This window comes from Stenotrophomonas sp. 01N47, assembly GCF_056399165.1.
Window position 1 is genome coordinate 499,993 of record NZ_JBFTQU010000005.1, and the last position, 23,887, is coordinate 523,879.

Below are 23,887 nucleotides of genomic sequence, written 5' to 3' on the forward strand. Positions count from 1 at the left end.
GCGCGCTGCAGGCCCGGATGGCGAAACTGGTAGACGCATCGGACTTAAAATCCGCCGGGGGCAACCCCATGCCGGTTCGATTCCGGCTCCGGGCACCAGTCAATCACGCGTCGATGCCCCTGCAATGGGCCAACGCACCGCTGGTTCAACAGCAGCCCGTTGAAAGGGATGCGGCCATTCGGCTGACGTCGCTGCGATCAAGACGGCTCCAAGCCGGCATGGCAGAATCGAACGCGCCATACCGGCCGCCGAACGACGCATAAGGAGATCACCCGTGAGGTGGATAGGGATCGCATCATCGCTGGCGCTGGTCACGCTGCTCGCCCAGGCTACTGCACCGGCATCGGCGCAGAGCCGTTCGGACAGCCATCGCAACCTCGACGGAAGCCTGGATATCCGCAACAGTGACGGATCGTCCAGCCGCATCAAGCGCGACCTGTCCGGCCGGGTGACCGCTGAGCACAGCAACGGCAGCCGTTCGACCACCACCACCGATCTGAGTGGCCGCAAGCGCACCACCCACAGCGATGGCAGCTACTCCAACAGCAGCACTGACCTGAGCAGCAACATCCGCACCCAGTACAGTGACGGCAGCTACTCGGTCAGCAAGCGTGACCTGAGCGGCAGGTGGCGCACCGAGTACAGCGACGGCTCCTACTCCACCAGCGTGCGCGATCTGAGCGGCAACTGGAGCACCACCTCCAGTGGTGGCATGGCCGCTCGCCACCCCGAACGCGGCGTCGGAAAGCGCTGAGACCTGCGCTCAGATCGCCCGCGAATAACGCGGCTGCTCCTGCGCAGCGCGCAGATAGGGATCGAAGCACATCGCCAGCAGGCGCAGCAGCGGCCGCCCGGGCTCGCTGGTGCGCACCACGCCATCGCGGTATTCGGCCAGGCCATCCTGCTGCAGGCGCTGCACGGCCTGCAGGTCTTCGGCGAAATAGGTCTCGAAATCAATGCCATGGCGCTGGGCCAGTGACATTCCATCCACCTCACCCTGGCACATCAACTGCTGGATCAGCTCGGCGCGCAACCGGTCGTCGGCACTGAGTGCGACGCCGCGCCAGACCGGCAGCTGTCCCTGGTCCACCGCGCTCTCCCACGACGGCAGGTCACGCGGATTCTGGCTGTAGGTGGCACCGATGTGACTGATCGCACTTACGCCAAGGCCGAGCAGATCGGTGTCTGCGTGGGTGGTGTAGCCCATGAAGTTGCGATGCAGCTGGCCGGCGCGCTGGGCACGCGACAGGTCTTCTTCCGGCAAAGCAAAGTGATCCATGCCGATGTACTGGTAGCCGGCTGCGGACAGACGCTCCACCGCCAGGCCCAGCAGCGCCAGCTTGTCTTCCGGTGAAGGCATCCGGCTTTCGTCGATCTGCCGCTGCGCGCGGAACAGGTGCGGAAGATGCGCATAGCCATACACCGCCAGTCGATCCGGACGCAGCGCCAGCACCAGTTCCAGGGTACGGCCGAAGCCCTCAAGGCTCTGCCCGGGCAGGCCGTAGATCAGATCGACGTTGACCGAACGCATGCCGCTGTCGCGGCACGCACGCAGGATATCCAGCGTCTGCCGTACGCCCTGCACGCGGTTGATCGATTCCTGCACCTGCGGGTCGAAATCCTGCACGCCCAGGCTGGCGCGGTTGAAGCCCAGCCGGGCCAGCATCGCCACGTCGCTGGTGTCGATGAAACGCGGGTCCAGTTCGATGGAAAAATCACGCTGCGACGAATCGCTGAAATCGAAGCGGCGGCGCAGGCCCTCGACCAGTGCGGTCATCGCATCGGCATCGAGGAAATTCGGCGTACCACCGCCGAGGTGCAGCTGGATCACTTCACGACCATCGGCGAACTGCGGTGCCAGCAGGTCCGCCTCGGCCAGCACGCGTGACACGTAGCTGTGCCCACGCCCGCGGTCGCGGGTGATCACCCGGTTGCAGCCACAGTAGAAGCAGGGGCTGGAGCAGAATGGGACGTGGACGTACAACGACAACGCGCGCGCCAACGGGTTGCTGTCGGCGATCGCCTGGCGCAGCGCGGGTGCGTCGAACCCGTCATGGAAGTGCGGCGCGGTGGGATAGGAGGTGTAGCGCGGGCCGGGACGGTCATGCCGTCGCAGCAGATCGGGATCGAAGGTCCAGGCCAAGCCACCGGCAGCGGGAGAGAACGTGTCCATGGCGCCAGCATCGCCCCAAGCCTGCAGGTGCGCCTTGACCCAGATCAATCCTTGGTGGGCACGCCCAGCACCGGCAGCATGACCTGCGGCCAGCGCAGCATCTGGTAGCGGCGCCAGAAGGTGTCGGCGATGCGGGCGGCCACATCGTCGGCCAGCGCCTGCATGGGCGGGTTGTTGCATTCGGCCGTGGTGATGTGGAACAGCACCAGCCAGCGGTCGAACAGATCCTTTTCCAGATTGATCGCCATGTGCTTGGACATCGGCGAGCCCTTGAACCTGCGTGTCCCGCGCAGCATCGCCGACCAGAAATCGACGAGCTGGGCCAGGTGTTCCGGCCAGTCGCGCACATGCCCGTCGAATACCGGCCCCAGACGCTCCTCTTCACGCACGCGCGCATAGAAATCGTGGACCAACCGGGTCACTTCCTCCTCGCTGCACAACTCTGGCGAAGCAATGGGAAGGGCAGTCGTGGGCGTTGCGTTCATCAGGGCACCAAGTGCGGATCGGCAGTGTGCCGCATGCCGCCACCACCGCTGTTGATCCAGATCAATGTCAGCGCACTGCGGCGCACCTAGGCTGGCACGCTTGCAGGAAGCATGCCCTGCGGATGCTGCGCCAACCACGGCGAAGTATACGCGCCGCCCTCTTCTTCAACCCGAACCCGCATGAACACACCGACTTCCATCCGCCAGCGGCGTATCCAGCATTGGGGTGCAGTCCTGTGGCCCAGCTTCATCGCCGCCGGCCTGGCCTGCGTGGTGTTCTTCGCCTTCGTCGATCCACTGCGGCTGCAGGCGATCAGCTTCCCGGGTACGGCCATCAGCCGTGAGCTGGGCTACACCGCAGGCTTCTTCATGTTCTGGGCGGTCACCGCACTTTCCAGCGCGGTGACCGGCTACCTGCTGCGGCCGATGCCGGACGAAGAGGATGAGGAGCTGCCACTGGGATGAGCATCACCGCATCCTCGCCCCTGCGCGCATGGCATTGGCGCCGCACCCTGGGCCTTGCGTTGCTGGTCCTGTTCCATGCACTGCCATGGCTGCAGTGGGATGGACGGCAGGCCCTGCTGCTGGACCTCAACGCGCGCCGCTTCGACCTGTTCGCCTGGACCCTGTGGCCGGATGACATCGGTGTGTTGCTGGGGCTGTTGGCGGTGATGGCGGTGGGTCTGGCCCTGCTCACCCATCTGGCCGGGCGCGTGTGGTGCGGACATGCCTGCCCGCAGACGCTGTGGACACGAGCGTTCGACGGGATCGCGCAGGCATTGGCCCGCGTGCTGCCAGCAAAGCTGGCGCGGCCGGCCACCCAGCTGGCCTGGTTGCTGCTGTCGCTGTGGACCGGGATCACGTTCGTCGGGCTGTTCAGCCCGATCCGCGAACTGGTCACCGGCGCGTTCGGTGGCGCATGGAGTGGCTGGGAGACCTTCTGGGTGCTGTTCTATGCCGGCGCCACGTGGGGCAATGCCGGGTTCCTGCGCGAGCAGGTGTGCCGATCACTCTGTCCGTTCGCGCGCATGCAGCCGTTGCTGACCGACCCGCACACCCCACGCATGTTGTATGACCCATGCCGTGGCGAGCCGCGCGGCGCCCGCCCGCCGGCATTGGGCGGCGTACTCGGCCGCGGTCGTGGCCGGCTCGATCCGACCACTGCGCAGGACTACGTCTTCCGCGCCGCGCATCCACTGCTGGCCGGACCGATGCCCACCTTCAGTGCGGATCGGTTGGGCGACTGCCTCGATTGCATGGCCTGCGTACGCGCGTGCCCGATGCGCCTGGACATCCGCCATGGCCCACAGGCCGACTGCCTGGCCTGCGGTGCCTGTCTGGAAGCCTGCACCCAGCAGCAGCATCAGGCAGGCTTCGGCCCCAGCCTGGTGCGCTACTGCAGCCCGCAGGTGATGGCAGGCCAGCCGCGCCGGTGGTGGCGTCCCCGCACCACGGCCCTGGCATCGTTGCTGTTGGCGCTGCTGGTGTGCGGCGCTTGGCGCCTGCTCTGAATCAGCCCGGGTCGCCCGGGCGCGGCGGAACCAGCTGGGCGCGACGGACGATGCCCAGTTGTTCGATGATCAGCGCCATTTCATTGGTGACATCAGTTCGCCCGGTCCCCTGCGGAACCAGACGATCAAGCACCTGCTGGTAGGTATCCCAGAACGCCGGACCGCATCCGTGTTTGTGATAACTGGCTTCCAGTTCGCGGCGTACCCGTTCAGCCAAGCCATGCATGCCGTATTCCATACGACCTCCGTTTGACTTGTTCTGCATCGTTGACGGTCGACCAATTCACTTGCGAGCTACTGAAAGACTCCCGGCCTTCACAACCGGTTGATGCCAATTAGTCACAGATTTCACGACACGTCAATTACAGGCCGCGACTTTCGCGATTGAAATTATTAATCGTTCATGAAAGAACGCAACGACGGGGATCCGGAATCTCCGTGCCGATGTCGACATTGCCCGCCCGCGAACCCGGGTGCCCATCACAGATCAGGTTATCGCCACCGGCAAGTGGATCAATCCTGGCCGTATTGCTAAGCCTACTTAGCGAATTGATCTTTACGGTCTTTCCGCGACAACCCTCGACGCATCCCATGCGGTTTCATCGTGCGAGTTCTGATCCACCGGGAAAAGCGCAGGGTATCGCTGCTGCAGGATGTAGCGCCTCAGCGGCGGGATGGGAAAGCCTCTGGGCCATTGCGAGACAGCGGATCTGCTGATTCCAAACAACCTGGCGAGCTCTGCGTCGGTGGAAAAGCCCAGCCGCGTGCGGACCTGCCGCTTGCTCCAGAATTCGTCCATTTTCGATCCCTTTCATCATCAAACTTATTCTTGCGCCAAGGCCTCTTTCGATTCCACGCGTTAAGCTGGCTTGCATAGATGAATACTCTTGGACAACGACTCGCGGTCGCCATGAAGGAAGCCGGGCATGCACGCCCTGCCGACCTGGCGCGTGCCGCCGACACGACGACTGCAACGGTCAGCAACTGGCTCAACGACCACGTCAAAGCCAACCACGTGAAAGCCGAACAGCTGTTCCGCATCGCCGACGCGGTCAAGCTGGACCCGCGGGAGCTGCTGTTCGGCCCGTTGGGACGCGGTGTCGGCGAACGCGGCACGGCTTACATGCACATGCCCAGCGAAGCCCATCTGGATGTCTGGCAAGCGGCCTATGAGCTTGTCGCCCACATCCTTGCCGAGCGTGGCCTGGAAGTCGGCTACCGCCGTGAGGCCACGCTGGGGCTGATGGCCCATGACCTGCTGATGGAGGGCGTCAGCCGCGGCAAGGTCGCACGCGTGGTGATGACGGCCCTGCCCTGACCCAGCGCGTGCTGTTAGCATGGTGGTCGATGGGGATGGGGCTCCCCCGATAATCGCCTGAGATGGCTGATGGCTCCTGCTGCGACGAACCCGGCGTTCGTCGATGGCAGGCCGTGCCCGCCATTGCGTACGCCGTCGAACCTGCGAACACGCACTCGAGGCAAGCAATGCAGACGTTCAACAACTATGTGCTGGTGTTCCTGGGCGGCGGTGTCGGCGCCTGCCTGCGCCATGCCTGCAATCTGATCGGCGCCCGCGTGGCCGCCGGCAGCACCTGGCCCTGGTCGACGTTCCTGGTCAACATCAGCGGCGCCGTGCTGATGGGCGTGGTGGTGGAGGCGTTTGCGCTGCGCAACGGCGCGTCGCCGCAACTGCGCCTGCTGCTGGCCACCGGCATTCTTGGTGGCTACACCACGTTCTCCACCTTCTCGCTGGAAACCGGCCTGCTGCTGCAGCGGGGCCAGCATGGCCTGGCCGCACTGTACGCCGGCGGCTCGGTAGCCCTGGGCCTGGCCGGGCTGTTCGCCGGCATGAAGCTGACCCGGCTCGCGCTGGGGTAACAGTCAGCCGACAGCAGCGCGCGCCTGTCCGCGCCACTGCCGTGGCGATTGCCCGGTGTGTGCCTTGAACGCCCGAGACAACGCGGCCTCGCTGCCATAGCCAACCTCGTCGGCGATCCGTTTCAACGGTCGCCCCTGCCGCAACGCCTGCTGCGCCAGGCCTACCCGCCAGCCCTGCAGATACTGCCCGGGCGTGGTTCCCATGGCCTCGCGGAAACTGGCGGCGAACACGCTGCGCGACATGCCTGCAACGTCGGCCAGATCTTCCAGTGTCCAGGCCTGGGCGGGTGCCTCGTGCATGGCCACCAGCGCCAACCGCAGCCGTGGATGGCCAAGCCCGGCGAACAGGCCGCCGCGCATCTCCCCCCCCTCCATCAACTGCCGCAGCACCTGGATCATCACCACCTCGAACAGGCGGTTGACCATCACCGTGCGACCGCAGCGCTGCTCGAATGCCTCCTCGAACAGCAGCTCCAGGGCGGCATGGCCGCCATACAGTTCGGCCAACGGCAGGCAGATGAAGTCGGGCAGCGCAGCACTGATCGGGTTGAGCCTGCCGCCCTCGAAATGGAGGTTGGCGCAGGCCATGTCGGCGCCGTGCTGAGGATCGGTGTGGAAGCGATGCGGCAGCGGGCGCGGATACAGCAGCAGGCTGGGAACGTCGACCTGCACCGTCTGCGTGCCATGACTGACCTGCAACGGACCGCGCCGCACCAGGTGCAGCTGGCCGGCGTCGCCTTCGGCCTCCAGGCTGTTGATGCCGCACAGCGCGCCGGCATGGAACACCGAGGCGGTGACCGCGAAGCGTTCGAGCAGGATGGCGAGGCGATCGACCATGGCGGGACCCCAGATCAAATGGAAGGGAGCAGATACGGCAGATCGTATCGAATTCGATTGCATTGCGTCAGAGGCTAGCCACCGTGCAGGGGCAGCGCTATACAGGCGGCACCTTCCGCGCAGACCGCACCAGCCAGGGCAAACACCATGATGCGAACCTTCCACCGGCTGGTCCTGGCACTGGTCCTGCTGCTTCCGCACGTGTCGCAGGCCGCCGCGCCGCCCGCCACGCCACGCACCTCCAGCGGTGAGCTGCAGGGCGCGCGCTGGCGCCTGGACGTGCCCGCCGGCTGGAACGGCGAACTGGTAATGCTGGCGCATGGCTATGAGCCGGTCGGCGTGCCGCAGCCATCACCGATGCCGGCCAACGACAGCACCGGCGGCCTGCTTGCAGCGGGCTACGCCGTGGCGCAGAGCGCCTATGCCAGCCAGGGCTGGGCGGTGGCAGATGCGATCGTGGACATGGAACACCTGCGCGCACGCGCCCTGTCCGAATTGAAGGACGTGCGTCGCACTTGGATTCTTGGCTTTTCGATGGGCGGTGCGGTGGCCATCGCCACCCTCGAACGCCTGCCACAGCACTACAACGGCGGCGTGTCGCTGTGCGGCGCCAATCTGCCCGGCGAACAACTGGCCAACGACCTGCTGACCACCCTGGTGGCGTTCGACTATTTCTTCCCCGAGCCCGAGGGACTGCCTCGGCAGGGCTTGGCATCGGCGGAAGCTGCGGCGCTGCCGCAGATGGAGCTCTATCAAGGCATCGCCGCCGCGCTTCAGGCTCGGCCGGCCGTGGCTGCGCAACTGGCTGCACGGCTGCAGGTAAGTGTGGAGGCATTGCCGGGCACGATCAGCCTGCACGCGATGATCCTGCACGAACTGGCCACGCGCGCCGGCGGCATGCCGGTCGGCAACGTTACGACCGTCTACCGCGGATTCGGTGACGACAAGGCGTTCAACGCGGGCGTGCAGCGGCTGGCACCTGCTGCGCCGGCACAGCGATACGTGCGCGAAAAGCTGGCGTTGACCGGCGCGCTCAAGCGACCGCTGGTGATCCAGTTCAACAACAACGACCCGAGCATCGTGCCGCGCATGCAGGCGGTGTATCCGCAGCTGGCCGAGCACGCTGGCGCCACGCCATTGCCGCGCGTGTTGCCAGCGATTGGCGAAGGCCACTGCGGCTTTACGGATTCACAGGTCGTCGAGGCATTGAACGCGGCAAAAATTTCGTCCTGATCCGTAACTTGCGGCACCGCACCAGGCATGCCGGGCAACGACTGCTATTGTGGCCTCGCCCATTGAAGGGCAAACAAAGGACTGATGTGATGATCAAGACGACCTTGAAGACCATGATGTTCCTTGCCGTAGCAGTCTCAGGTTTCGCGTTCGCTGCCGGCACCTGCGAATTCTGCGACCTGAAGTATCAGCAGTGCCTTCGCGCCACCCATAATCCCGGTGGCCCCACTTCTGCACAGTGCGACCTCGAGTATCGCCTCTGCAGGGAAATGGATTGCCCGTCGCCCTGACCTGCACACCGGCCGGCTTCCAGCTTGGGAGCCGGTCCGCGCCTTCCGACGTTGTCGATGCCGTCCGCATCGGCGGCAAATCCAGGCGTAGCAATGACCGACCGCATCAGTGGCCGAGCGTACCCATGGTGAAGGTATAGCCGGAGCGCATGAGGAAGTCGCGCATGCGTAACTCAGCGCGCCGGGGAGACGGAAGGTCGGGCGGGCCATACAGCGCATAGACCACGCCTGCGCCCTCGATGCGCTCGCGGCGCACGTCACAATGACGGCTCTCCGAGGCGAGGACCCAGCCGTCCTTCAGTTGATCGGGGCCGATGGACTGCCCGTTCTTCAGCCGGAATGTAAGCCAGCGCACATCTGCGGTGGATCTGCTCATTGCCGGCCAGCCGCATCGTGCGTGCGGCCCCTCATGTCCTTGCCTGCCATTGCTGCTCCCGAAGACCAGAACTCGACCATACCCCGTCGCAATGTCGTGGCCGACTGAGACTGTCAGCGGCGCGGAGCGGGCCTCAGGCATGTACGTCGAACAGCCTGCGGAATGCCTTCTGCCCGTCGGGTGTCACCTGCAGGTCGCGCCGCCCCTCGAGGCGACGCAGCCAGTGGTTCTGCAGGAAACTCTCCAGAAGTGCTTCGCCGACCATGCCTGCCATGTGCGGGCGCCGCTCGGTACAGTCCAGGCAGCTGCGGCAGTATCGCTCGGGCTTCACATGTGGTGATCGCGCGATCAATTCTTCCAGCGGCTGCCCCACGGCGCGCAGGACGTCAGCGCCATGAGCCGTCATCTGCCAGTGGTCTGCCGCCGCGGTAATCGCTCCGGTGCTCAGCAGGTGGTCACAGATGGCGACGGCGTATTCGCCCGCCAGGTGCCGGTAGCAGGTGCGCGCCCGGCGGAAGCCGGTATCGACCCGTACGGTTCGTGGAGAAAGCGGTGGCCGTTGATCGCTGAAACGCAGAATGCCTTCCAGCATGTCGGCGACCTCGGTCGAGGCAATCCGGTGATAGCGGTGGCGTCCCTGTACCTCCACGGCCAGGATGCCGCCGTCGAGCAACCGCCGTAGATGACTGCTTGCCGTCTGCGGCGAGATGCCAGCCACGCCAGCCAGTTCGGACGCCGTATGCGCCCGACCATCCATCAACGTCAACAGCATGGCCGCGCGTGCATGGTCACCGACCAGCGTGCCGACATGGATGAAGGAGCGGGACGTCTGGACCATGGCCGCATTGTGGCATGCCGCTTTCCGCGCATCGTTCGACCCGGATCGAAGCATGCGCGCCCCTGCACAGGGCACAGTCATCGCCCGCACCCCACGAGCTCAGGCATGCCACCGGAAGACTTCCAACGCCGCTGCATCACCCCCTCGGTGCTCTACCCGGGAACACCGGTAGTGCTGATGACTACGTTGAATGAAGACGGCAGTGCGAACATCAGTCCGCTTTCATCATTCTGGGCGCTGGGCGACCGCGTGGTGCTCGGCATCGGCGAACAGGGCCAAGGCTGCAGCAACCTTCTGACACGCGGCGAATGCGTACTGAACTTCGCAGATGCCACGCAGGCGGCGCAGGTTGAAGCCATCGCCCGCGCCACCGCTCGTACCCCCGTGCCGGAGTCGAAGCGCGCCATGGGGTACGTGCATGTGCCTGACAAGTTCGCACTGGGCGGCTTCAGCCGCGTCGACTCGGTGCAGGTGGCCCCGCCGGCGATTGCCGAATGCCCGTTGCAGGTGGAGGTCGCGCTGCTCGCCTCGCACCGGCCCAGCGGAACCCAGGATCAGGGCTTCATGATCGTCGAAGGACGGATCTGCCGGGTGCATGCGCACGAGGCGATCACTGTTGCCGGCACCCACCACATCGACGTGCAGCGCTGGGCACCGTTGATTTATCTGTTCCGTCACTATGTGGGCACCACCACGCCGGTGGCGCGCAATTTCCGCGCTGACGATCCTTTGCCATTGCCTGCCTGAACCCTTGGCTGCGCGCCGCCGACAAGAAGTAGAAGAAGCCCCTGATTCAGACGCGGGATCGACGCAGCTCCAGCGCGGCGAAGGTGTACCAGCCGAACGCCGGCAGCAGCGCGATGCGCTGTGTGAGGCCGCGATAGGGCTCCGGGTCGAATCCGGAAAGCATCAGCCACAGATAGGCCATCCCCAGCAGCGAGATGGCACGCGCAATCCAGGCCATCCGCGTCGACGCAGCAGGGCCCAGCTCAGCCAGGAACAGCAGCGGGGTCAGGATCGAGAAGATGCCGATGCCATAGAGGCCATGCAGCGGGCTGCCCGTGGTGAAGACGCCATTGCTGACCATGGACACGCCGAACAGGATGGAGGTGAGCACAGTGAGCGCGAAACGGCGGCTTTGTGCGAGCAATGCAAGGCTGAAGACGATGATGGCCGAGCCACTGACCACCGCGCCGACCTGCACCGCCTTGGCTGGCAGCCCCGGCATCAGGCCCAGCTCGCTGAGATGCTGGGAGAGCGGGTGGTAGCCGGGCACGGTGAAAGCAAAAGCGATCAGCGCCATCATGGCACCGAGGGGAACGTATACCGCCTGCTGGATCGCCAGATTCCGCACTGCAGTCACCACCGCTGAAGAGGAGTGCGGCGACGTTAGCAGCCGGTCCCCCGGGGTCGCATGTGCAGTTTGGTACCCCTGCTGGCGCCAGGGGGACGCACAAAGAAAAAGCCCTGACCGGAATCAGGGCTTTTCAATTGGAGGCCTCAAGCGGAATCGAACCGCTGTAAACGGATTTGCAATCCGGTGCATAGCCACTCTGCCATGAGGCCAACGTACTGCGATCAGGAACGACGCCCCTGACATGACAAAACCCCGCGATGGGGCCTGTCGGAACATGGAGCGGGAAACGAGACTCGAACTCGCGACCTCAACCTTGGCAAGGTTGCGCTCTACCAACTGAGCTATTCCCGCATAAGCCGTCATGGTACCGGAAGCCCGGGACACACACCAGCCATTTCACAACAGTTTTCACTTTTCTGACTGCGCGAAGAGCCTTGTAGCTCAACGTGCCCCGCCTTGCCGTGGCGGGAGAAAAACAAGGCCCCAACCGGGGCCCTGTGCAATCTGGAGCGGGAAACGAGACTCGAACTCGCGACCTCAACCTTGGCAAGGTTGCGCTCTACCAACTGAGCTATTCCCGCAGATTCTCCGACCTGCGTCGAAGGAGCGCTATTGTGTCCAAATTCCTTCACGCCGTCAACAGTCCGCAGCACCGATGAACCCGCCCACGAGAGCTCGTTTTGCCCGCCTGTGCTGGAGCCTTGTCGCCCTGGCCTGGCTTGCGGTGATCGCTGCACTGATCAATGCGGGCTTCACCCCGGACTACTGGATGCTGCGCCACTTCGAAGACGCCACCCTGCCCTACCCCACCGGCGCGGTCGTCCAGTTCGCTGTACTGGCTGGAGCGGAACTGGTCGTCACCGTGCTGATCGTGCGTCCCTGGAAACCAGGGCGCCTGTGGCTGCGGCTGCTGATCGCCCTGGTGTTGCTGCTGGCCTGGTCGTTCCCGTGGCTGGCCGCTGCCCTGCACCAGGCACCGGTGCAGGGCATGCATCTGTTGTGCCTGCTGCTGATCGACCTGGCTGTGCTGCTGGCGCTGTGCGTGGTGTCGCTGGCCAGTGCGTGGCGGGCGTTGACCGGGAAACAGACCCGACGCGCACGCCCCTAGCGAAGCACGCCCCTACCTGTGGAATTCCACCCGCACATGCTGGCCGACGCGCGCCTTGGCGGCGCTGTCGAATTCCAGCACGCACTCCACCACCTTGGCCACGCCGCGCCCTGCGTCTTCGGGCAATCGTGCCTGCGCGAACACCGGGCTGATGCGGACCACGCGTGCCACCGGCAATGGCTTGCCCTCTGCGCCATCGCTATCGATCACCACCGTCGCACGCATGCCAACCTGCACGGCATCGGCGTAGGCCGCACTCAGCTCGGCACGCACCTGCAACGGTCGCGCCGGCAACAGTGACATCGCCGGCTTGCCGGCCTGCACGAACGCACCCACGCCCGGCACCTGGCCGACGACGGTGCCGGCGTCCGGCGCGGTCAGCGACATCTGTCGCAGCTTGAGCCTGGCGTGCTCCAACTTGTGCTGGGCCATGTCGACCTGCGCTCCGGCCACATCCACATCGGCGCGCACACCTGCCAGCTGCTGCCTGGCTGCGTCGGCCTGCTGGTTGGACGACACGCCTTCACTGGCGCCGGTGGCGAGGCGGGTGGCGTTGCGCTCCAGTTCGCGCAGTTGCGCCTGGCTGCCCTTCAGCCGATCGGTGGCCAGCGCGAGATCGGCGTTGGCCATGCCCACCTCCTGTTCAAGCAGTGCGCCATCCAGGGTGAGCAGGACGTCGCCCTTGCGCACCACCGCTCCTTCCTTCACCGGCGCGGTGCTGACCGAACCATCCATCGCTGGTACCAGTGCAATCAGCCCGCCTTCCACATCGATGATGCCAGGCGCGACGGCGACGTTGTCCGCGCTGGCGGACGTGGCAGCGGTCGGCTGCGCGGGTACGGGTGCATCCTTGCTGCAGGCACCCAGCAGCAATGCCGCGCCCAAGGAGAAGCTGAGGGAGAACAACGGCGGCATTCTGGTCATGGGCTGGGCTCTACGGTTTCGTTCTGGCGGCGGTCATCGCGGACCGTGCCGTCTTCCATGGCGATCACCCGATCCGCATGGCGGATCAGGCGTGGATCGTGGCTTACACACAACACCGTGGCCTGATGCGCGCGTGCATAACGGTGCAGGATGTCGATCACGCGCTGGCCGTTCTCGGCATCCAATGCGCTGGTGGGTTCGTCGGCAAAGATCAGCGTGGGTGACTTGGCGAACGCACGGGCAACGGCTACGCGCTGTTTCTCGCCGCCGGACAGCTGTGCCGGGCGCATGTGGCTGCGGTGCGAAAGGCCGACCTCGTCCAGCGCCTGCCGCGCCAACGGCTCGCTGTCGCGGTTGCGCATGCCGCGATAGCCCAACGGCAGCTGCACCTGCTCCAGCGCCGTCAGCGCCGGGAACAGGTTGAAGCCCTGGAATACGAAACCGACGTGGTGCAGGCGGAAGCGCTCCACCTCGCTGCGGGTCATGTGGCTGACGTCCTGGCCAAGCGCATGCACGCGACCGCCATCAGGCGTTGAGAGCCCGGACATCAGCGACAGCAGCGTGCTCTTGCCGCAGCCCGAGGGGCCCGATACCAAGGTCAATTCGCCGGGATAGATGTCCAACGACAGGCCACGCAGCACGGGCACATGCACATCGCCGGACACGAAGCCCTTTTCGAGTGCGTCGGCACGCAGGGTCGGGATCGCGATGGGAGCATTCGTCATCGGTGGCCCCTCAACGCAACAGCAGCGATGGATCGGAACGGACGACGCTGCGCACCGCCATGATGCTCGACAGCATGGCCATCACCGCGACCAGCGCCACGCAGCCAAGGACCACCATCGGCGTGAGCTGTACCGGTACGCGCTGGGTCTGCGCGGCCAGCAGCACCACCGTGCTGAAGGCTGCGGCCAGCAGCATGCCGACACCACCGATCAGCAGGGCCTGTTCGAACACAACGCGGGCCAGCGCGTAGCGGCCTGCGCCGAGCGCATTGAGGGTGGCGTACTCGCGTACCGACCCGGCCACCACCGCCGCAAATGACTGGTTGGTGATCACCGCGCCGACGAAGCAGACGATGACCGCCATGAACAGCACTGCGATGCCGGCGCCGGTATCGAACAGCCAGTACTGCTGCGAACGACTGGCGAACTCCGGCGCTGTCCAGAACTCGACGGGCGTGGCGCGGCCCGTCGATGCACTGAGACGGTCGCGCACGCGCGCGGCCAGCTCCGGTGAGCGCGTGCCCGCCACGAAATAGGTGCTGCCTTCATGTGGATCGGTTCCGGCGATGGCACGCGCGGTATCCAAAGACGCCAGCACGTTGACGCCGCCAAGGCCACGCAGGCCGGGTTGCGCGGCAACCACACGCACGGCCTTGCCATTGATCCACGCGCGGTTGCGGTGCAGATCGACGCCCAGCGTATCCAGGTCCGCGCTGTCGACGATCACTGCACCGGGTTCGCGCAACCGGGCACGCAGATCGGGCGACAGGATGCGCGAGAACATCATCGCGTCGCCTGCCGTGGAGATGCCAGACAGATACACCGACACGTTGCCGGCACCCTGTGCGCTGGAGCGCCACTCGCCATCGACCCACTCGTAGGGTTCGACGCGGGTGACATCCGGGTCCATCCGCAGGCGATTCTCTACATCGGCACTGATCGCATGACCGTAGTTCACGCTCTGCGTGCCGGCAAAGCCCGCCCAGACATCGGCGCTGGATGCCTTCACGTAGATCGCGGCGGTGCCGAAGATGCCCAGTACCAGCGCCGCCTGCACGATCAGCAGCACGCCGGCGAAACACATGGCCAGCACCACCGGCAGGAAACGCCGCCACTCGTAAACCAGGGTCTTGCGGGCAAGCGCGATCATTGCGCGTCGCCTTCAGGCTCGGCCGGCAAGGGGGCCCCACCCACTGCGCGATAGAGCGACGCGAATGCAAGTACGCGAGCACACTGCGCGCCGATCAGGTCGGCCTGCGCGGACAGCGCGGCACGCTGGGTTTCCAGCCCGTCGAACTCACTGGAAAGACCAAGCTGCACCTGCCGGGCCTGTCGTGCGACCTGCTGCCGGGCAGCTTCGTCGGCCACCTGCAGCGACTGGATGCTGCTGTCCTCGCGGGCCAGGCTGCCCAGTGCACCCTCCACTTCCGCCACGCCCTGCAGCACTGCCTTGCGATACCCCAGCAAGGCTGCATCCAGCTGCTTGTCGTCGGATTGATAGCGCGCGCGACGTTGGCCCCAATCCCACAGAGGGATATCGATGTAGGGACCGATCGATGGGCTGGAATCAGAGTTGGAGCGAGCGTTCTGGGTCAGGTTGTAGGCGTACAGGATGGAACCGCCCAGGCTCAGTTTCGGGAACATCGACGCGCGCGCACTGCCCTTTTCGGCGGCAGCCTGCAGCACATCGGCCTCGGCCAGCAGGATCTGCGGGCGATGGCGCAGCAGATCGGCCGGCACCTGCTGCAGGGTGAAGGCGCTCAACTGCGGTGGCGTGCGGTAGGCATTCCAGGCCGGATCCGGACCATCGCGACCCAGCAGCAGCGCCAACGCGCGCGCGGCGTTGCCCGCGTTTTCATTCGCCTGTGCAATGGCCGCGCGCGTGGCCGCCCGCCGCGCGCGCAGGCGATCCAGTTCACCAGGCTCGTCCAGATGCAGGCGCTGCCGCACCAGGCCCAGTTGCTCGCCACGTGCGTCAACGGCCTGCTGCCTGCCCAGCAGATCCACCTGCGCCTGCGCGACGGAAAGATCCAGGTAGCTGCGCACCACATCAGCGATGACCGCCACCTGCGCCGCATCGCGTAGCGCTTCGGCATTTCCGTTGGCCGCCTGCGCGCTTAGACGGGCACTCTCCGCTGCGCCAAACAGGCCAAGATCCCAGATCGCTTCGACGCCGGCGTGGAAATACGTGTCGACCGCGGCGGCGTCCTGCACCTGCTTGGCACTGGCGGAGATTTCCGGACGGAAGCGCGCATCGGAGGTGCCCGACACCAGGCGTACCGCCTGCAACCGCAGGGTGGCCTGGCGCAGGTCCAGATTGCCGGCGACGGCCTCTTCCACCAGCGCGTTCAAGCGCGCATCGGCCAGCACCTTCCACCACTGCCGCGCGTCGACCGCTACGCCCTGCCCTAGCGCGGGCTGATTCCAGACTGCTGGTACGCGATCAGGCAGATCGGGAACCGGCACCGACACGCAGCCCACCAGCATCATGCTGGTCAGCAGCGCCCCGGTACCCAGGACGATGCGTGGGACGACGGCATACCGTTGCGCGAACGCTGCCGGGAAAGTGATGGGACTGGCCACCCGCCCGCCTTCGTGGAGAGAGAAGCCGAGGAGGCTACGCCGCGATTGTGGAGTGGACATGGAGAATCGGTCGGAGGTGCGTTACAGCGCGTGTGCGGTGCATGCATTGCGAACCCTCGGCCTTTCCACAGCCTTTCATCGGCGCCGCCAAGCTGAACGCTGGACTGTCCGCGGGTGCTGCGGCACATTGTCCTGAACGCTTCCACTGGCAGGCAATACGCTTGAAATCCGCCCTTCGCCGCACGCTCGGCATCTTCGCGACCGTGCTCATCGTGGGCACGACGGCGATCTGCCTGACCACTCCGTTGGCGTCGAACGCGGCCATGCTGCTGATGGACCGCAGCAACTTCATCCCCGCGCAGTCGTCGATCTTTTCCTTCGAGCCCTACGTGATCAACAAGGGCTCGTCGAGCTACTGGTTGTACGGCCAGGACCGGACCTATTACTACCACTTCACCTACCAGGCCGACGCCCCGTATCTGTACATCACGCGGAAGAACGCCTGCGCCGGCTTCGATCGTGCGGACGTGCGAACCTGGTGCGGTGCGGGCCGAGGCAGCCCGCGCTAGCGCAATCGCAATCCCTTGCCGGTGCGCAAACGAAAAACGCCCCCTTGCGGGAGCGTTTTTCTGAATCTGGAGCGGGAAACGAGACTCGAACTCGCGACCTCAACCTTGGCAAGGTTGCGCTCTACCAACTGAGCTATTCCCGCAGATTCCGTTCGACCTGCGTCGAAGGAGCGCTATTGTGTCGGGATTGCTGCACGGCGTCAACAGGATTCTGCTTCCCCCTCATGAAGCAGCGTTCAGCTTCAGGATCACATCCGCACGCCCCGCCGATGGAAGTAGATCTGCTCGGCCAGCCGGCGCATCGGGCCGGTGCGCAGCAGCGCATCCACCGGCCAGTCCCGCTGCAGGTGGTCCATTGCCCAGCGCAGCACGCGCTTGCGGTGAAAGGTGGGGGCCGCCTGACGCGCCACCTGCTCTGCGGCCGGCCCCTTGCCGCGCCGGTGCAACCCGATCGCATCACCGACCGCCCAGCCATGCCGCCATGACGAGTGGATGCCGCCGGCCGACAGCGGCGAGACGACACCTGCCGCATCACCGGTCAGGATCACGCCCGGCGCGGTGATCGGGCCATCCGGCAACCCGCAGGGCACCAGGCCCGCGCGGGTGCCGGCAACCTGGGCCGAGTGCGGAAGTCCCACAACGTCGCGCACGTGTTCAAGGAAACCCTCGATATCCGGCGCGCGTGCATGTGCGGGATCATGCCGCAGCGCCAATCCCACCTGCACGCCGGTGGGGTTCTGCGCGGCCCAGCCGATGTAGCCGGGTGCGAACCGGCGGCTGACAAAGCAGTGCAAGGCATCGCCTTCCGGCAGCTGCACGCCGGCAAACTCGCGCTCGACGCCATACAGATTGTCGCGCACCTGGCCCAGGCCGGTACGCTGGGCAACACGTGATCGTGCGCCATCAGCGCCGACCAGATAGGCCGTGCGCCCCACCCCTTCAACCTGCCACGCGTCGCCGTCGCGGCAGGCGTCGGTGAACGACTGCTGCAGCCGCAGGTCCACGCCATTGGCACGCAGTTCGCTGGCCAGCCAGCGCATCAGGTTCGGTGTATCGGTGGTGAGGAAGTAGTAGCCCGGTGCGGTCAGCAGCACGTTGTGCAGGTTTGGGGCATACAGGCGCACGCGCGCTACGCGCTGCACAAGGTGTTCGGGCATGCGCCCCAGCCAGGTGTGCTCCATGGCCTCCTTCACCACGATGCCGGTGGTATGCAGGCGTTCGCCAGGGTCGGCCTTGCGCTCGAGCACGCAGACGCGCAGGCCGTATTGGACGGCGGCAAGTGCGCAGGCGGCACCGGCGAAGCTGGCGCCGACGATGACCACGTCGTAGTCGTTGGCAGGGAGAGTGTGAGGCATCGCGGCATCACCTTGCTGGATCCGGGAGTACAGCGTGGGATCGGCACATGGTGAGGCGATGGAGTGGCGGTGAAGTGGGGATGAAGCCGCTCCGGCCAAACGAAAAACGCCCCCTTTCGGGAGCGTTTTTCTTGAATCTGGAGCGGGAAACGAGACTCGAACTCGCGACCTCAACCTTGGCAAGGTTGCGCTCTACCAACTGAGCTATTCCCGCTTGGGAGGCGAAATTCTACCTATTCCAAGGATTGCGTCAAGCGCTTTTTTTCAGGGATTTGCGGGAGTGGCCGACATGGCGTATCCACGCATGGCGTGGATCTACCGCAAACCCACATTCCCGTAGATCCACGCCATGCGTGGATGAGGCATCCTGCGTAGAACGTATGCCCAGTAGATCCACGCCATGCGTGGATGAGGGCAACGATGGGGTCAGAGCCCTTTCCTACGGAAAGGGATCCGACCCCGGTGCTCAGTTGCCCAGCTTCTTCTGCCGCGAACGCTCGCGCGCGGCGCGCTCGTCGTCACGCAGGCTGGGCCAGGCGGCGTGCAGGTACTGCAGGCCCGACCACAGGGTCAGCACTGCGGCAATGGCCAGGGTCCAGTCACCGATATGGAATACCGGCGGGCCCATCCAGATGTCGTCGACCGGCACGTTCGGCGCCACCGAATACAGCAGGCACAGCAGCGCGACCATCTGCGCGGTGGTCTTGACCTTGCCGATCATCGCCACCCGCACCTTGGCGCGCTGGCCGAGTTCGGCCATCCACTCGCGCAGTGCAGACACCGCGATCTCGCGGCCGACGATCACCGCCGCCCAGAACGCCATCCACGGGGTCGGATGACCCTGCACGATCAGGAACAGTGCCACCGCAACCATCAGCTTGTCCGCGACCGGGTCGAGGAACGCGCCGAACGCCGACTCCAGGCCGTAACGGCGCGCGATCCAGCCATCGAGCCAGTCGGTGATCGCGGCCAGGCCGAAGATCGCCGCCGATGCGAAGTTGGTCCAGGTGTAGGGCAGGTAGAACACCAGCACCAGCACCGGGATCATCACGATCCGCAACAGGGTCAGCCAGGTGGGCAGGGTCAACGTCATGCTGCTTTATTCTCTCTCTACTCGGCCGGATCCGGCGCGGCCAACCCGTGCAGGTTAGCGTAGATGCGCGCTGCGAGGGCGTCATTGATGCCTTCCACCTTGGCAATTTCCGCTTCTCCGGCCGCTTTCAGGCCGACCAGACCGCCAAAATGCTTCAGCAGGCTGGCGCGCCGTCGCGGCCCGATGCCGGGGATGTCTTCCAGCTTGCTGGTCATCCGGGCCTTCTGCCGGCGCCCGCGATGGCCGGTGATGGCGAAGCGGTGGGCTTCATCGCGCACCTGCTGGATGAACTGCAGGGCGGGATCGGCCGCACCCGGGCGCAGTTCGCGGCCATCGGGCATCACCAGTGCTTCGTGGCCGGCACGGCGTTCCACGCCTTTGGCCACCCCCACCAGCAGCACGTCTTCCACGCCCAGATCGGCCAACGCTGCCTGGGCCTGGGCCAGCTGGCCGGCGCCACCGTCGATCAGCAGCACATCCGGCAGGACGCCCTGCTCCTCCACCGCGCGGCGGAAGCGGCGGTCGATCGCCTGGCGCATCGCGGCGTAATCATCGCCCGGCTCGATGCCACTGATGTTGAAACGGCGGTACTGCGCGCGCACCGGGCCGGAAGCATCGAACACCACGCAGGAGGCCACGGTGGCTTCGCCCATGGTGTGGCTGATATCGAAGCACTCCACCCGCTTCACCGGTTCGGCCAGCCCCAGCATCACCCGCAGCGCTTCGCTGCGCGCGTGCTGCGCGGTGCGGCTGTTGATCTCGGTCGCCAGGGTCAACTGCGCGTTGCGGCTGGCCAGTTCCAGGTAGCCGGCGCGCTCGCCGCGGACGTTCCATTTCAACTGCACCTTGCGCTCGGCCGAGGCCGACAGCGCAGAACCGATCAGATCGGCATCGGGAATTTCGCGGTCGAGCAGGATCTCGCGCGGAGGCTCGAATTCGATGTAGTACTGCGAAACAAAGGCCGCCAGCACTTCATCCGGGCTTTCCTCGCCGTTGGTGCGGGGAAAGAACGGGCGGGTGCCCAGGTTGCGGCCATCACGGAACGCCAGCAGCATCACGCAGGCCTGCGAGCCCTGCATGGCCACCGCCAGCACGTCCAGGTCGGCCGCGCGGCCGTCCACGTACTGGCGGGTCTGCATGCTGCGCAACGATGTGATCAGGTCGCGTAGGCGCGCGGCCTGCTCGAATTCCAGCGCTTCGCTGGCGGCCTGCATCTGCTCGCCCAGCTCGCGGGTCAGCTCATCGCTCTTGCCTTCCAGGAACATCGCCGCCCGGCGCACCGACTCGGCGTAGTCCGCTGCTGGCACCAGTTCCACGCACGGCGCGCTGCAGCGTCCGATCTGATATTGCAGGCAGGGCCGCGAGCGGTTGCGGAACACGCTGTCTTCGCAGCTGCGCAGCTTGAACAGCTTGTGCATCAGGTTCAGCGTCTCGCGCACTGCGGTGACGCCGGGATACGGCCCGAAATAGCGTCCGGGAATGGCACGCGGACCACGATGCAGGGCGATGCGCGGCCAGTCTTCGCGGGTCAGCAGCACATGCGGATAGGTCTTGTCGTCGCGCAGGGACACGTTGTAGCGCGGCGACAGCGACTTGATCAGCTGGTTTTCCAGCAGCAGCGCTTCGGCTTCCGAGCGCGTCACGGTCACGTCCATGCGCACGATCTGCGAGAGCATCGACATGATGCGCGCGTTCTTCGGACTGCCGTTGAAATAGCTGCCCACGCGGTTGCGCAGCGCGCGGGCCTTGCCGACGTACAACAGCGTGTCGTCGGCCGCGTACATGCGGTACACGCCCGGGGCGGTACTCAGCTGGGCCGCGAATGCCTTGCCATCGAAGGTCGGGACAGGAACAACGGTCATTCGCTGATCGGCACTTCGCTGAGCACGCCGCTGTCAGGGTCCAGGCGCAGTACGGAGTGGGAATCTGTTTCGGCGATCCACACCGCGCCGGCACCGACGGCCAGGCCGGCCGGGCCATGCAGGCGCCGCGGCAAGGGCTGGGTGGTCAGTTCGCCGCCACCCAGGCGCAACGTGCGCAGGCGGCCATTGCCAGTATCGGCGATCCACAACAACGGGGCATCCGGGCTCAACGCGATCGCCTGCGGGAACTGCAGGCTGGCCTGCGCGCGCGGGCCGTCATCTTCACCGAAGCGCCAGGTGCCCTGTCCGACCAGGGTCTGCACCAGATCGCCTCGCAGCTGCAATGAACGGATCGATGAACCCAGCGCGTCGGCCACGTACAGCACCTGCTGGACCACGGCCACGGCAGTGGGCTGGGCGAACGCAGCCAGATGGCCACTGCCGTCGCGCTCGTCGATGGCGCCGCTGCCGGCGCGCCACTGCAGGCTGCGCTGGCCGAGGTGGTAGCTCCAGATGCGGTTGTCGCCGGCCATGGCGATGTGCAGCTGGTTTTCGGCGATGGCCAGGCCCACCGGATGATCCAGCGACACCTGCCGTGGCTGCGCCACCGGCCCTTCCACGGGGGCGCCCGGACGGCCGTTGCCACACAGCGTATCGACCAGGCCGGTCAGCAGATTGATGCGGCGCACGGCATGGTTGCCGGTGTCGGCCACGTACAGCGACTCACGCTCCAGCGCCAGCGCCTGCGGCCGGTGGAAGGCGGCTTCGGCGAGGTTGCCGTCCATGAAGTCGGCGGTGCCCAGACCGAACTGACGCAGCACGCGGCCACCGTGACTGCATTCGAGAATGCGGTGGCGGCCACTGTCAGCGATGTACAGCCGTTCCTGGCTCACCGCCAGACCCATCGGGAACCGCAGCGCCTGGCGCGGTTCGGGGTGCAGTTCACTGCCGCCGCGCGAAGGCGCCGACGGCGCCCCCTCGCAGAGGACGTTCAGGGCCCGCTCCAGCTCGCCGGGCGCACCCTGGCCGATCAAGCGCTGCTGTTCGCGGCCCTGCGCGTCCAGCAACACCATGGTCGGCCAGGCGGTCACGCCGAAGCGGCGCCAGCCATCCCAATCGGCATCGAGCAGCACCGGCATGGTCAGGCCCTGCCGACGCAGCAGTTTCAATGCAGCACTGGCGTCACGCTCGAAATCGAAGCGTGGCACCTGCAGCACCAAGGGTTGCAGCTTGCCGGGGTGGCGTGACAGCCACTGGCTGAACTCGGCCAGCCGTTGCGCGCTCCATGCGGACGCGGCATTGACGAACAACAGCGCGACCGGCCGGCCACGCAGTTCGGTCAGGGTGCAGGGCGCGGCATTGAGCCAAGCGGCGAACTCGGGCAGGTCCGGGACGGGCTGGATGTTCATGGCCCGATTATGCCGGAGTGGGCGTGATGCAACAGGCGTGCCACTGTGCGTTCGGCAGCAGCATCGACCAGCGACCAGACCTGTTCGAAATGATCACTGCCGCCGGTATAGGGATCGGGAATCGCACGTTCGCCCTGCCCGCCCGACCACGGCAGGTACAGCGCCAGGCGCTCGCGCTGGGTGGCGGTAGCAAGGCGAGCGGCATCACGCAGATTGGCTTCGTCGGCGCACAGGATCCAGTCGAAGGCGTCGAAGTCCTGCCGCTGCAGTTGCCGCGCGCGGAGGCTGCCAAGGTCCACGCCATGCCCGGCCGCGCACGCAATCGCACGCCGGTCGGGTGGCTGGCCCACATGCCAGTCGCCGGTACCGGCCGAATCGACCTGCACCCGCCCGGCCAGCGCCGAGGCATCCAGGCGGGCGCGCAGCGCGCCTTCGGCCATCGGCGAGCGGCATATGTTGCCGAGGCAGACGACCAGCAGCCTCATCGCGCGGCCATCGCCTGCAGCAGCGTTTCGGCGCGCTGCAGGTCTTCAGGGGTGTCGATGCCCGGCGGGAAGGGTTCGGGCGAGATTGCAACGGCGATCGGGTAGCCCGCTTCCAGCACGCGCAGCTGCTCCAGCGATTCCACTTGTTCCAACGCGCCCGGGGGCATCGAGGCGAACTGCTGCAGGAAGCCGGCACGGTAGCCGTATATGCCGATGTGGCGCAGCCACTGGTGGCCCTCGGGCAGGATCTCGCGGCTGCGGGCGAAGCCATCGCGATGCCAGGCAATCGGTGCACGGCTGAAGTACATGGCCTCGTTGCGCACGTTGCGCACCAGCTTGACCACGTTCGGGTCGAACAGCGTGTGCGCATCCTCGACCGGCGTGGCCAAGGTCGACATCGGTGCGCTGCCCTCCACCAGTGCCGCAGCCACAGCGCGAATGCCGGCGGCCGGTGCGAACGGCTCATCGCCCTGCAGGTTGACCACTACAGTGTCGTCCGCCCAGCCGGCGATGCGTGCGCACTCGGCCAGGCGATCGGTGCCAGAGGCATGCGAAGCTGCGGTCATCGCTACCTTCACTTCCCCCAGGCCGGACAATGCGTCGGCAATGCGCTGGTCGTCGGTCGCGACCCATACCTCACCTGCGCCGGCCTGCAGCGCGCGGCGGGCCACATGCAGCACCATGGGCTCTCCGCCCAGCAGGCGCAGCGGCTTGCCTGGCAGCCGCGAAGCGGCATAGCGGGCCGGGATGGCAACAACGAAGTCGGTCATGCGGGCGGTACTCGGCAGGCGCGATA

At 66.0% G+C, this 23,887-nt stretch carries 28 protein-coding genes, 6 tRNA genes and 1 riboswitch; of the genes, 11 read left to right on the forward strand and 23 right to left on the reverse strand.

Annotated features, from left to right (window positions below):
* Positions 1–11: 11 nt before the first annotated feature.
* Together AC1DKR_RS12105 and AC1DKR_RS12110 are read left to right on the forward strand one after the other, a co-directional pair.
* A tRNA-Leu gene (locus AC1DKR_RS12105) sits at positions 12–98 on the forward strand.
* A 176-nt stretch (positions 99–274) separates the two neighbouring features.
* Positions 275–754 (forward strand): hypothetical protein, encoded by a 480-nt coding sequence (locus tag AC1DKR_RS12110; RefSeq protein WP_478033038.1) that lies wholly within the window; start codon positions 275–277, stop codon positions 752–754.
* 9 nt (positions 755–763) lie between these two features.
* Here the strand turns inward: AC1DKR_RS12110 and hemN are convergent, their stop codons facing one another.
* Both hemN and AC1DKR_RS12120 read right to left on the reverse strand, forming a co-directional pair.
* Complete coding sequence (hemN, locus tag AC1DKR_RS12115; RefSeq protein WP_478033040.1) at positions 764–2,173, reverse strand: oxygen-independent coproporphyrinogen III oxidase; 1,410 nt, start codon at positions 2,171–2,173, stop codon at positions 764–766.
* 44 nt (positions 2,174–2,217) lie between these two features.
* Positions 2,218–2,658 carry a group III truncated hemoglobin gene (locus tag AC1DKR_RS12120; RefSeq protein WP_478033042.1) on the reverse strand — a complete coding sequence of 147 codons (441 nt, stop codon included), beginning with the start codon at positions 2,656–2,658 and terminating at the stop codon, positions 2,218–2,220.
* Positions 2,659–2,838: 180 nt separating this feature from the next.
* Between AC1DKR_RS12120 and AC1DKR_RS12125 the strand changes: the two genes are divergently transcribed.
* Together AC1DKR_RS12125 and AC1DKR_RS12130 are read left to right on the forward strand one after the other, a co-directional pair.
* Positions 2,839–3,123, forward strand: a complete 285-nt coding sequence (locus AC1DKR_RS12125; protein ID WP_312786228.1) for a hypothetical protein — start codon at positions 2,839–2,841, stop codon at positions 3,121–3,123.
* Complete coding sequence (locus tag AC1DKR_RS12130) at positions 3,120–4,169, forward strand: 4Fe-4S dicluster domain-containing protein (protein WP_478033044.1); 1,050 nt, start codon at positions 3,120–3,122, stop codon at positions 4,167–4,169. The genes AC1DKR_RS12125 and AC1DKR_RS12130 overlap by 4 nt, the downstream gene beginning before the upstream one ends.
* A gap of 1 nt (position 4,170) precedes the next feature.
* On the opposite strand, the gene AC1DKR_RS12135 is transcribed toward AC1DKR_RS12130, so the two are convergent.
* Both AC1DKR_RS12135 and AC1DKR_RS12140 read right to left on the reverse strand, forming a co-directional pair.
* A complete protein-coding gene (locus AC1DKR_RS12135) occupies positions 4,171–4,407 on the reverse strand; it encodes a hypothetical protein (protein ID WP_025875165.1) in 237 nt (78 codons plus the stop codon).
* 318 nt (positions 4,408–4,725) lie between these two features.
* Entirely contained in the window at positions 4,726–4,968 is a 243-nt protein-coding gene (locus tag AC1DKR_RS12140) for a helix-turn-helix domain-containing protein (RefSeq protein ID WP_428704147.1), read from the reverse strand.
* Between the two features lie 78 nt (positions 4,969–5,046).
* Here AC1DKR_RS12140 and AC1DKR_RS12145 point away from each other — a divergent pair, with 78 nt between their 5' ends.
* Positions 5,047–5,487, forward strand: a complete 441-nt coding sequence (locus tag AC1DKR_RS12145; RefSeq protein WP_223494745.1) for a helix-turn-helix domain-containing protein — start codon at positions 5,047–5,049, stop codon at positions 5,485–5,487.
* Between the two features lie 22 nt (positions 5,488–5,509).
* Positions 5,510–5,573: riboswitch (Fluoride riboswitch) on the forward strand.
* 81 nt (positions 5,574–5,654) lie between these two features.
* Positions 5,655–6,047, forward strand: a complete 393-nt coding sequence (gene crcB / locus AC1DKR_RS12150; protein WP_025875171.1) for a fluoride efflux transporter CrcB — start codon at positions 5,655–5,657, stop codon at positions 6,045–6,047.
* 3 nt (positions 6,048–6,050) lie between these two features.
* Here the strand turns inward: crcB and AC1DKR_RS12155 are convergent, their stop codons facing one another.
* Positions 6,051–6,884, reverse strand: a complete 834-nt coding sequence (locus AC1DKR_RS12155; RefSeq protein ID WP_478033048.1) for a cupin domain-containing protein — start codon at positions 6,882–6,884, stop codon at positions 6,051–6,053.
* A gap of 150 nt (positions 6,885–7,034) precedes the next feature.
* Between AC1DKR_RS12155 and AC1DKR_RS12160 the strand changes: the two genes are divergently transcribed.
* Both AC1DKR_RS12160 and AC1DKR_RS12165 read left to right on the forward strand, forming a co-directional pair.
* Positions 7,035–8,117, forward strand: coding sequence for an alpha/beta hydrolase (locus tag AC1DKR_RS12160; protein ID WP_478033247.1), 1,083 nt, complete (start codon positions 7,035–7,037; stop codon positions 8,115–8,117).
* A gap of 89 nt (positions 8,118–8,206) precedes the next feature.
* Entirely contained in the window at positions 8,207–8,407 is a 201-nt protein-coding gene (locus tag AC1DKR_RS12165; RefSeq protein WP_223494741.1) for a hypothetical protein, read from the forward strand.
* A gap of 106 nt (positions 8,408–8,513) precedes the next feature.
* Here the strand turns inward: AC1DKR_RS12165 and AC1DKR_RS12170 are convergent, their stop codons facing one another.
* Positions 8,514–8,783 (reverse strand): hypothetical protein, encoded by a 270-nt coding sequence (locus AC1DKR_RS12170; RefSeq protein ID WP_089240177.1) that lies wholly within the window; start codon positions 8,781–8,783, stop codon positions 8,514–8,516.
* Between the two features lie 133 nt (positions 8,784–8,916).
* Positions 8,917–9,621 carry an ArsR/SmtB family transcription factor gene (locus AC1DKR_RS12175; protein ID WP_478033051.1) on the reverse strand — a complete coding sequence of 235 codons (705 nt, stop codon included), beginning with the start codon at positions 9,619–9,621 and terminating at the stop codon, positions 8,917–8,919.
* A 105-nt stretch (positions 9,622–9,726) separates the two neighbouring features.
* On the opposite strand from AC1DKR_RS12175, the gene AC1DKR_RS12180 reads away from it, so the two are divergent.
* Positions 9,727–10,368, forward strand: coding sequence for a flavin reductase family protein (locus AC1DKR_RS12180; RefSeq protein ID WP_442243818.1), 642 nt, complete (start codon positions 9,727–9,729; stop codon positions 10,366–10,368).
* A 46-nt stretch (positions 10,369–10,414) separates the two neighbouring features.
* Here the strand turns inward: AC1DKR_RS12180 and AC1DKR_RS12185 are convergent, their stop codons facing one another.
* The 4 genes from AC1DKR_RS12185 to AC1DKR_RS12200 form a co-directional block, all read right to left on the reverse strand.
* On the reverse strand, positions 10,415–10,924 hold the full coding sequence (locus AC1DKR_RS12185) for a DUF998 domain-containing protein (protein WP_442243702.1): 510 nt from the start codon (positions 10,922–10,924) through the stop codon (positions 10,415–10,417).
* A 189-nt stretch (positions 10,925–11,113) separates the two neighbouring features.
* A tRNA-Cys gene (locus AC1DKR_RS12190) sits at positions 11,114–11,187 on the reverse strand.
* Positions 11,188–11,253: 66 nt separating this feature from the next.
* Positions 11,254–11,329: transfer RNA gene (locus tag AC1DKR_RS12195), tRNA-Gly, on the reverse strand.
* A gap of 154 nt (positions 11,330–11,483) precedes the next feature.
* A tRNA-Gly gene (locus tag AC1DKR_RS12200) sits at positions 11,484–11,559 on the reverse strand.
* A gap of 74 nt (positions 11,560–11,633) precedes the next feature.
* On the opposite strand from AC1DKR_RS12200, the gene AC1DKR_RS12205 reads away from it, so the two are divergent.
* Positions 11,634–12,086, forward strand: a complete 453-nt coding sequence (locus AC1DKR_RS12205) for a hypothetical protein (protein ID WP_442243703.1) — start codon at positions 11,634–11,636, stop codon at positions 12,084–12,086.
* 12 nt (positions 12,087–12,098) lie between these two features.
* On the opposite strand, the gene AC1DKR_RS12210 is transcribed toward AC1DKR_RS12205, so the two are convergent.
* Genes AC1DKR_RS12210 through AC1DKR_RS12225 form a run of 4 tightly spaced genes read right to left on the reverse strand, consistent with a single transcriptional unit; the run spans position 12,099 to position 16,378 of the window.
* Positions 12,099–13,010 (reverse strand): HlyD family secretion protein, encoded by a 912-nt coding sequence (locus AC1DKR_RS12210; protein ID WP_442243704.1) that lies wholly within the window; start codon positions 13,008–13,010, stop codon positions 12,099–12,101.
* Entirely contained in the window at positions 13,007–13,735 is a 729-nt protein-coding gene (locus tag AC1DKR_RS12215) for an ABC transporter ATP-binding protein (protein WP_025875189.1), read from the reverse strand. Before AC1DKR_RS12215 ends, AC1DKR_RS12210 begins: the two co-directional genes overlap by 4 nt.
* Before the next feature lie 10 nt (positions 13,736–13,745).
* Positions 13,746–14,885 (reverse strand): ABC transporter permease, encoded by a 1,140-nt coding sequence (locus AC1DKR_RS12220; RefSeq protein WP_442243705.1) that lies wholly within the window; start codon positions 14,883–14,885, stop codon positions 13,746–13,748.
* Positions 14,882–16,378 (reverse strand): TolC family protein, encoded by a 1,497-nt coding sequence (locus tag AC1DKR_RS12225; protein WP_442243706.1) that lies wholly within the window; start codon positions 16,376–16,378, stop codon positions 14,882–14,884. Before AC1DKR_RS12225 ends, AC1DKR_RS12220 begins: the two co-directional genes overlap by 4 nt.
* A 161-nt stretch (positions 16,379–16,539) precedes the next feature.
* On the opposite strand from AC1DKR_RS12225, the gene AC1DKR_RS12230 reads away from it, so the two are divergent.
* Positions 16,540–16,887, forward strand: coding sequence for a hypothetical protein (locus tag AC1DKR_RS12230; RefSeq protein WP_478033056.1), 348 nt, complete (start codon positions 16,540–16,542; stop codon positions 16,885–16,887).
* Between the two features lie 67 nt (positions 16,888–16,954).
* Here AC1DKR_RS12230 and AC1DKR_RS12235 read toward each other — a convergent pair.
* The 8 genes from AC1DKR_RS12235 to kdsB form a co-directional block, all read right to left on the reverse strand.
* Positions 16,955–17,030 (reverse strand) — tRNA-Gly (locus AC1DKR_RS12235).
* Between the two features lie 105 nt (positions 17,031–17,135).
* A complete protein-coding gene (locus AC1DKR_RS12240) occupies positions 17,136–18,242 on the reverse strand; it encodes an NAD(P)/FAD-dependent oxidoreductase (protein ID WP_478033058.1) in 1,107 nt (368 codons plus the stop codon).
* A gap of 138 nt (positions 18,243–18,380) precedes the next feature.
* Positions 18,381–18,456: transfer RNA gene (locus tag AC1DKR_RS12245), tRNA-Gly, on the reverse strand.
* A 252-nt stretch (positions 18,457–18,708) separates the two neighbouring features.
* A complete protein-coding gene (pgsA, locus tag AC1DKR_RS12250) occupies positions 18,709–19,335 on the reverse strand; it encodes a CDP-diacylglycerol--glycerol-3-phosphate 3-phosphatidyltransferase (protein WP_025875200.1) in 627 nt (208 codons plus the stop codon).
* A 17-nt stretch (positions 19,336–19,352) separates the two neighbouring features.
* Positions 19,353–21,197 carry an excinuclease ABC subunit UvrC gene (uvrC, locus tag AC1DKR_RS12255; protein WP_312786530.1) on the reverse strand — a complete coding sequence of 615 codons (1,845 nt, stop codon included), beginning with the start codon at positions 21,195–21,197 and terminating at the stop codon, positions 19,353–19,355.
* The gene (locus AC1DKR_RS12260) at positions 21,194–22,606 is read right to left on the reverse strand and encodes a hypothetical protein (RefSeq protein WP_312786529.1); all 1,413 of its coding nucleotides are present in this window, start codon (positions 22,604–22,606) and stop codon (positions 21,194–21,196) included. Before AC1DKR_RS12260 ends, uvrC begins: the two co-directional genes overlap by 4 nt.
* Positions 22,603–23,091 (reverse strand): low molecular weight protein-tyrosine-phosphatase, encoded by a 489-nt coding sequence (locus AC1DKR_RS12265; protein ID WP_363731058.1) that lies wholly within the window; start codon positions 23,089–23,091, stop codon positions 22,603–22,605. Before AC1DKR_RS12265 ends, AC1DKR_RS12260 begins: the two co-directional genes overlap by 4 nt.
* Complete coding sequence (gene kdsB / locus AC1DKR_RS12270) at positions 23,088–23,861, reverse strand: 3-deoxy-manno-octulosonate cytidylyltransferase (RefSeq protein WP_363731055.1); 774 nt, start codon at positions 23,859–23,861, stop codon at positions 23,088–23,090. The genes AC1DKR_RS12265 and kdsB overlap by 4 nt, the downstream gene beginning before the upstream one ends.
* Between the last annotated feature and the right edge of the window lie 26 nt (positions 23,862–23,887).

Excerpts from the sequence above, each read along its gene's own strand:
- AC1DKR_RS12220 (WP_442243705.1), bottom strand. The coding sequence starts at position 14,885 with ATGATCGCGCTTGCCCGCAAGACCCTGGTTTACGAGTGGCGGCGTTTC.
- uvrC (WP_312786530.1), bottom strand. The coding sequence starts at position 21,197 with ATGACCGTTGTTCCTGTCCCGACCTTCGATGGCAAGGCATTCGCGGCC.
- AC1DKR_RS12130 (WP_478033044.1), top strand. The coding sequence starts at position 3,120 with ATGAGCATCACCGCATCCTCGCCCCTGCGCGCATGGCATTGGCGCCGC.
- hemN (WP_478033040.1), bottom strand. The coding sequence starts at position 2,173 with ATGGACACGTTCTCTCCCGCTGCCGGTGGCTTGGCCTGGACCTTCGAT.
- kdsB (WP_363731055.1), bottom strand. The coding sequence starts at position 23,861 with ATGACCGACTTCGTTGTTGCCATCCCGGCCCGCTATGCCGCTTCGCGG.
- AC1DKR_RS12160 (WP_478033247.1), top strand. The coding sequence starts at position 7,035 with ATGCGAACCTTCCACCGGCTGGTCCTGGCACTGGTCCTGCTGCTTCCG.
- AC1DKR_RS12205 (WP_442243703.1), top strand. The coding sequence starts at position 11,634 with ATGAACCCGCCCACGAGAGCTCGTTTTGCCCGCCTGTGCTGGAGCCTT.
- AC1DKR_RS12125 (WP_312786228.1), top strand. The coding sequence starts at position 2,839 with ATGAACACACCGACTTCCATCCGCCAGCGGCGTATCCAGCATTGGGGT.
- AC1DKR_RS12170 (WP_089240177.1), bottom strand. The coding sequence starts at position 8,783 with ATGAGCAGATCCACCGCAGATGTGCGCTGGCTTACATTCCGGCTGAAG.
- AC1DKR_RS12145 (WP_223494745.1), top strand. The coding sequence starts at position 5,047 with ATGAATACTCTTGGACAACGACTCGCGGTCGCCATGAAGGAAGCCGGG.
- AC1DKR_RS12240 (WP_478033058.1), bottom strand. The coding sequence starts at position 18,242 with ATGCCTCACACTCTCCCTGCCAACGACTACGACGTGGTCATCGTCGGC.
- AC1DKR_RS12210 (WP_442243704.1), bottom strand. The coding sequence starts at position 13,010 with ATGACCAGAATGCCGCCGTTGTTCTCCCTCAGCTTCTCCTTGGGCGCG.
- AC1DKR_RS12265 (WP_363731058.1), bottom strand. The coding sequence starts at position 23,091 with ATGAGGCTGCTGGTCGTCTGCCTCGGCAACATATGCCGCTCGCCGATG.
- AC1DKR_RS12155 (WP_478033048.1), bottom strand. The coding sequence starts at position 6,884 with ATGGTCGATCGCCTCGCCATCCTGCTCGAACGCTTCGCGGTCACCGCC.
- crcB (WP_025875171.1), top strand. The coding sequence starts at position 5,655 with ATGCAGACGTTCAACAACTATGTGCTGGTGTTCCTGGGCGGCGGTGTC.
- AC1DKR_RS12165 (WP_223494741.1), top strand. The coding sequence starts at position 8,207 with ATGATCAAGACGACCTTGAAGACCATGATGTTCCTTGCCGTAGCAGTC.
- AC1DKR_RS12140 (WP_428704147.1), bottom strand. The coding sequence starts at position 4,968 with ATGGACGAATTCTGGAGCAAGCGGCAGGTCCGCACGCGGCTGGGCTTT.
- AC1DKR_RS12225 (WP_442243706.1), bottom strand. The coding sequence starts at position 16,378 with ATGTCCACTCCACAATCGCGGCGTAGCCTCCTCGGCTTCTCTCTCCAC.
- AC1DKR_RS12135 (WP_025875165.1), bottom strand. The coding sequence starts at position 4,407 with ATGGAATACGGCATGCATGGCTTGGCTGAACGGGTACGCCGCGAACTG.
- AC1DKR_RS12180 (WP_442243818.1), top strand. The coding sequence starts at position 9,727 with ATGCCACCGGAAGACTTCCAACGCCGCTGCATCACCCCCTCGGTGCTC.
- AC1DKR_RS12175 (WP_478033051.1), bottom strand. The coding sequence starts at position 9,621 with ATGGTCCAGACGTCCCGCTCCTTCATCCATGTCGGCACGCTGGTCGGT.
- AC1DKR_RS12185 (WP_442243702.1), bottom strand. The coding sequence starts at position 10,924 with ATGGCGCTGATCGCTTTTGCTTTCACCGTGCCCGGCTACCACCCGCTC.
- AC1DKR_RS12260 (WP_312786529.1), bottom strand. The coding sequence starts at position 22,606 with ATGAACATCCAGCCCGTCCCGGACCTGCCCGAGTTCGCCGCTTGGCTC.
- pgsA (WP_025875200.1), bottom strand. The coding sequence starts at position 19,335 with ATGACGTTGACCCTGCCCACCTGGCTGACCCTGTTGCGGATCGTGATG.
- AC1DKR_RS12120 (WP_478033042.1), bottom strand. The coding sequence starts at position 2,658 with ATGAACGCAACGCCCACGACTGCCCTTCCCATTGCTTCGCCAGAGTTG.
- AC1DKR_RS12215 (WP_025875189.1), bottom strand. The coding sequence starts at position 13,735 with ATGACGAATGCTCCCATCGCGATCCCGACCCTGCGTGCCGACGCACTC.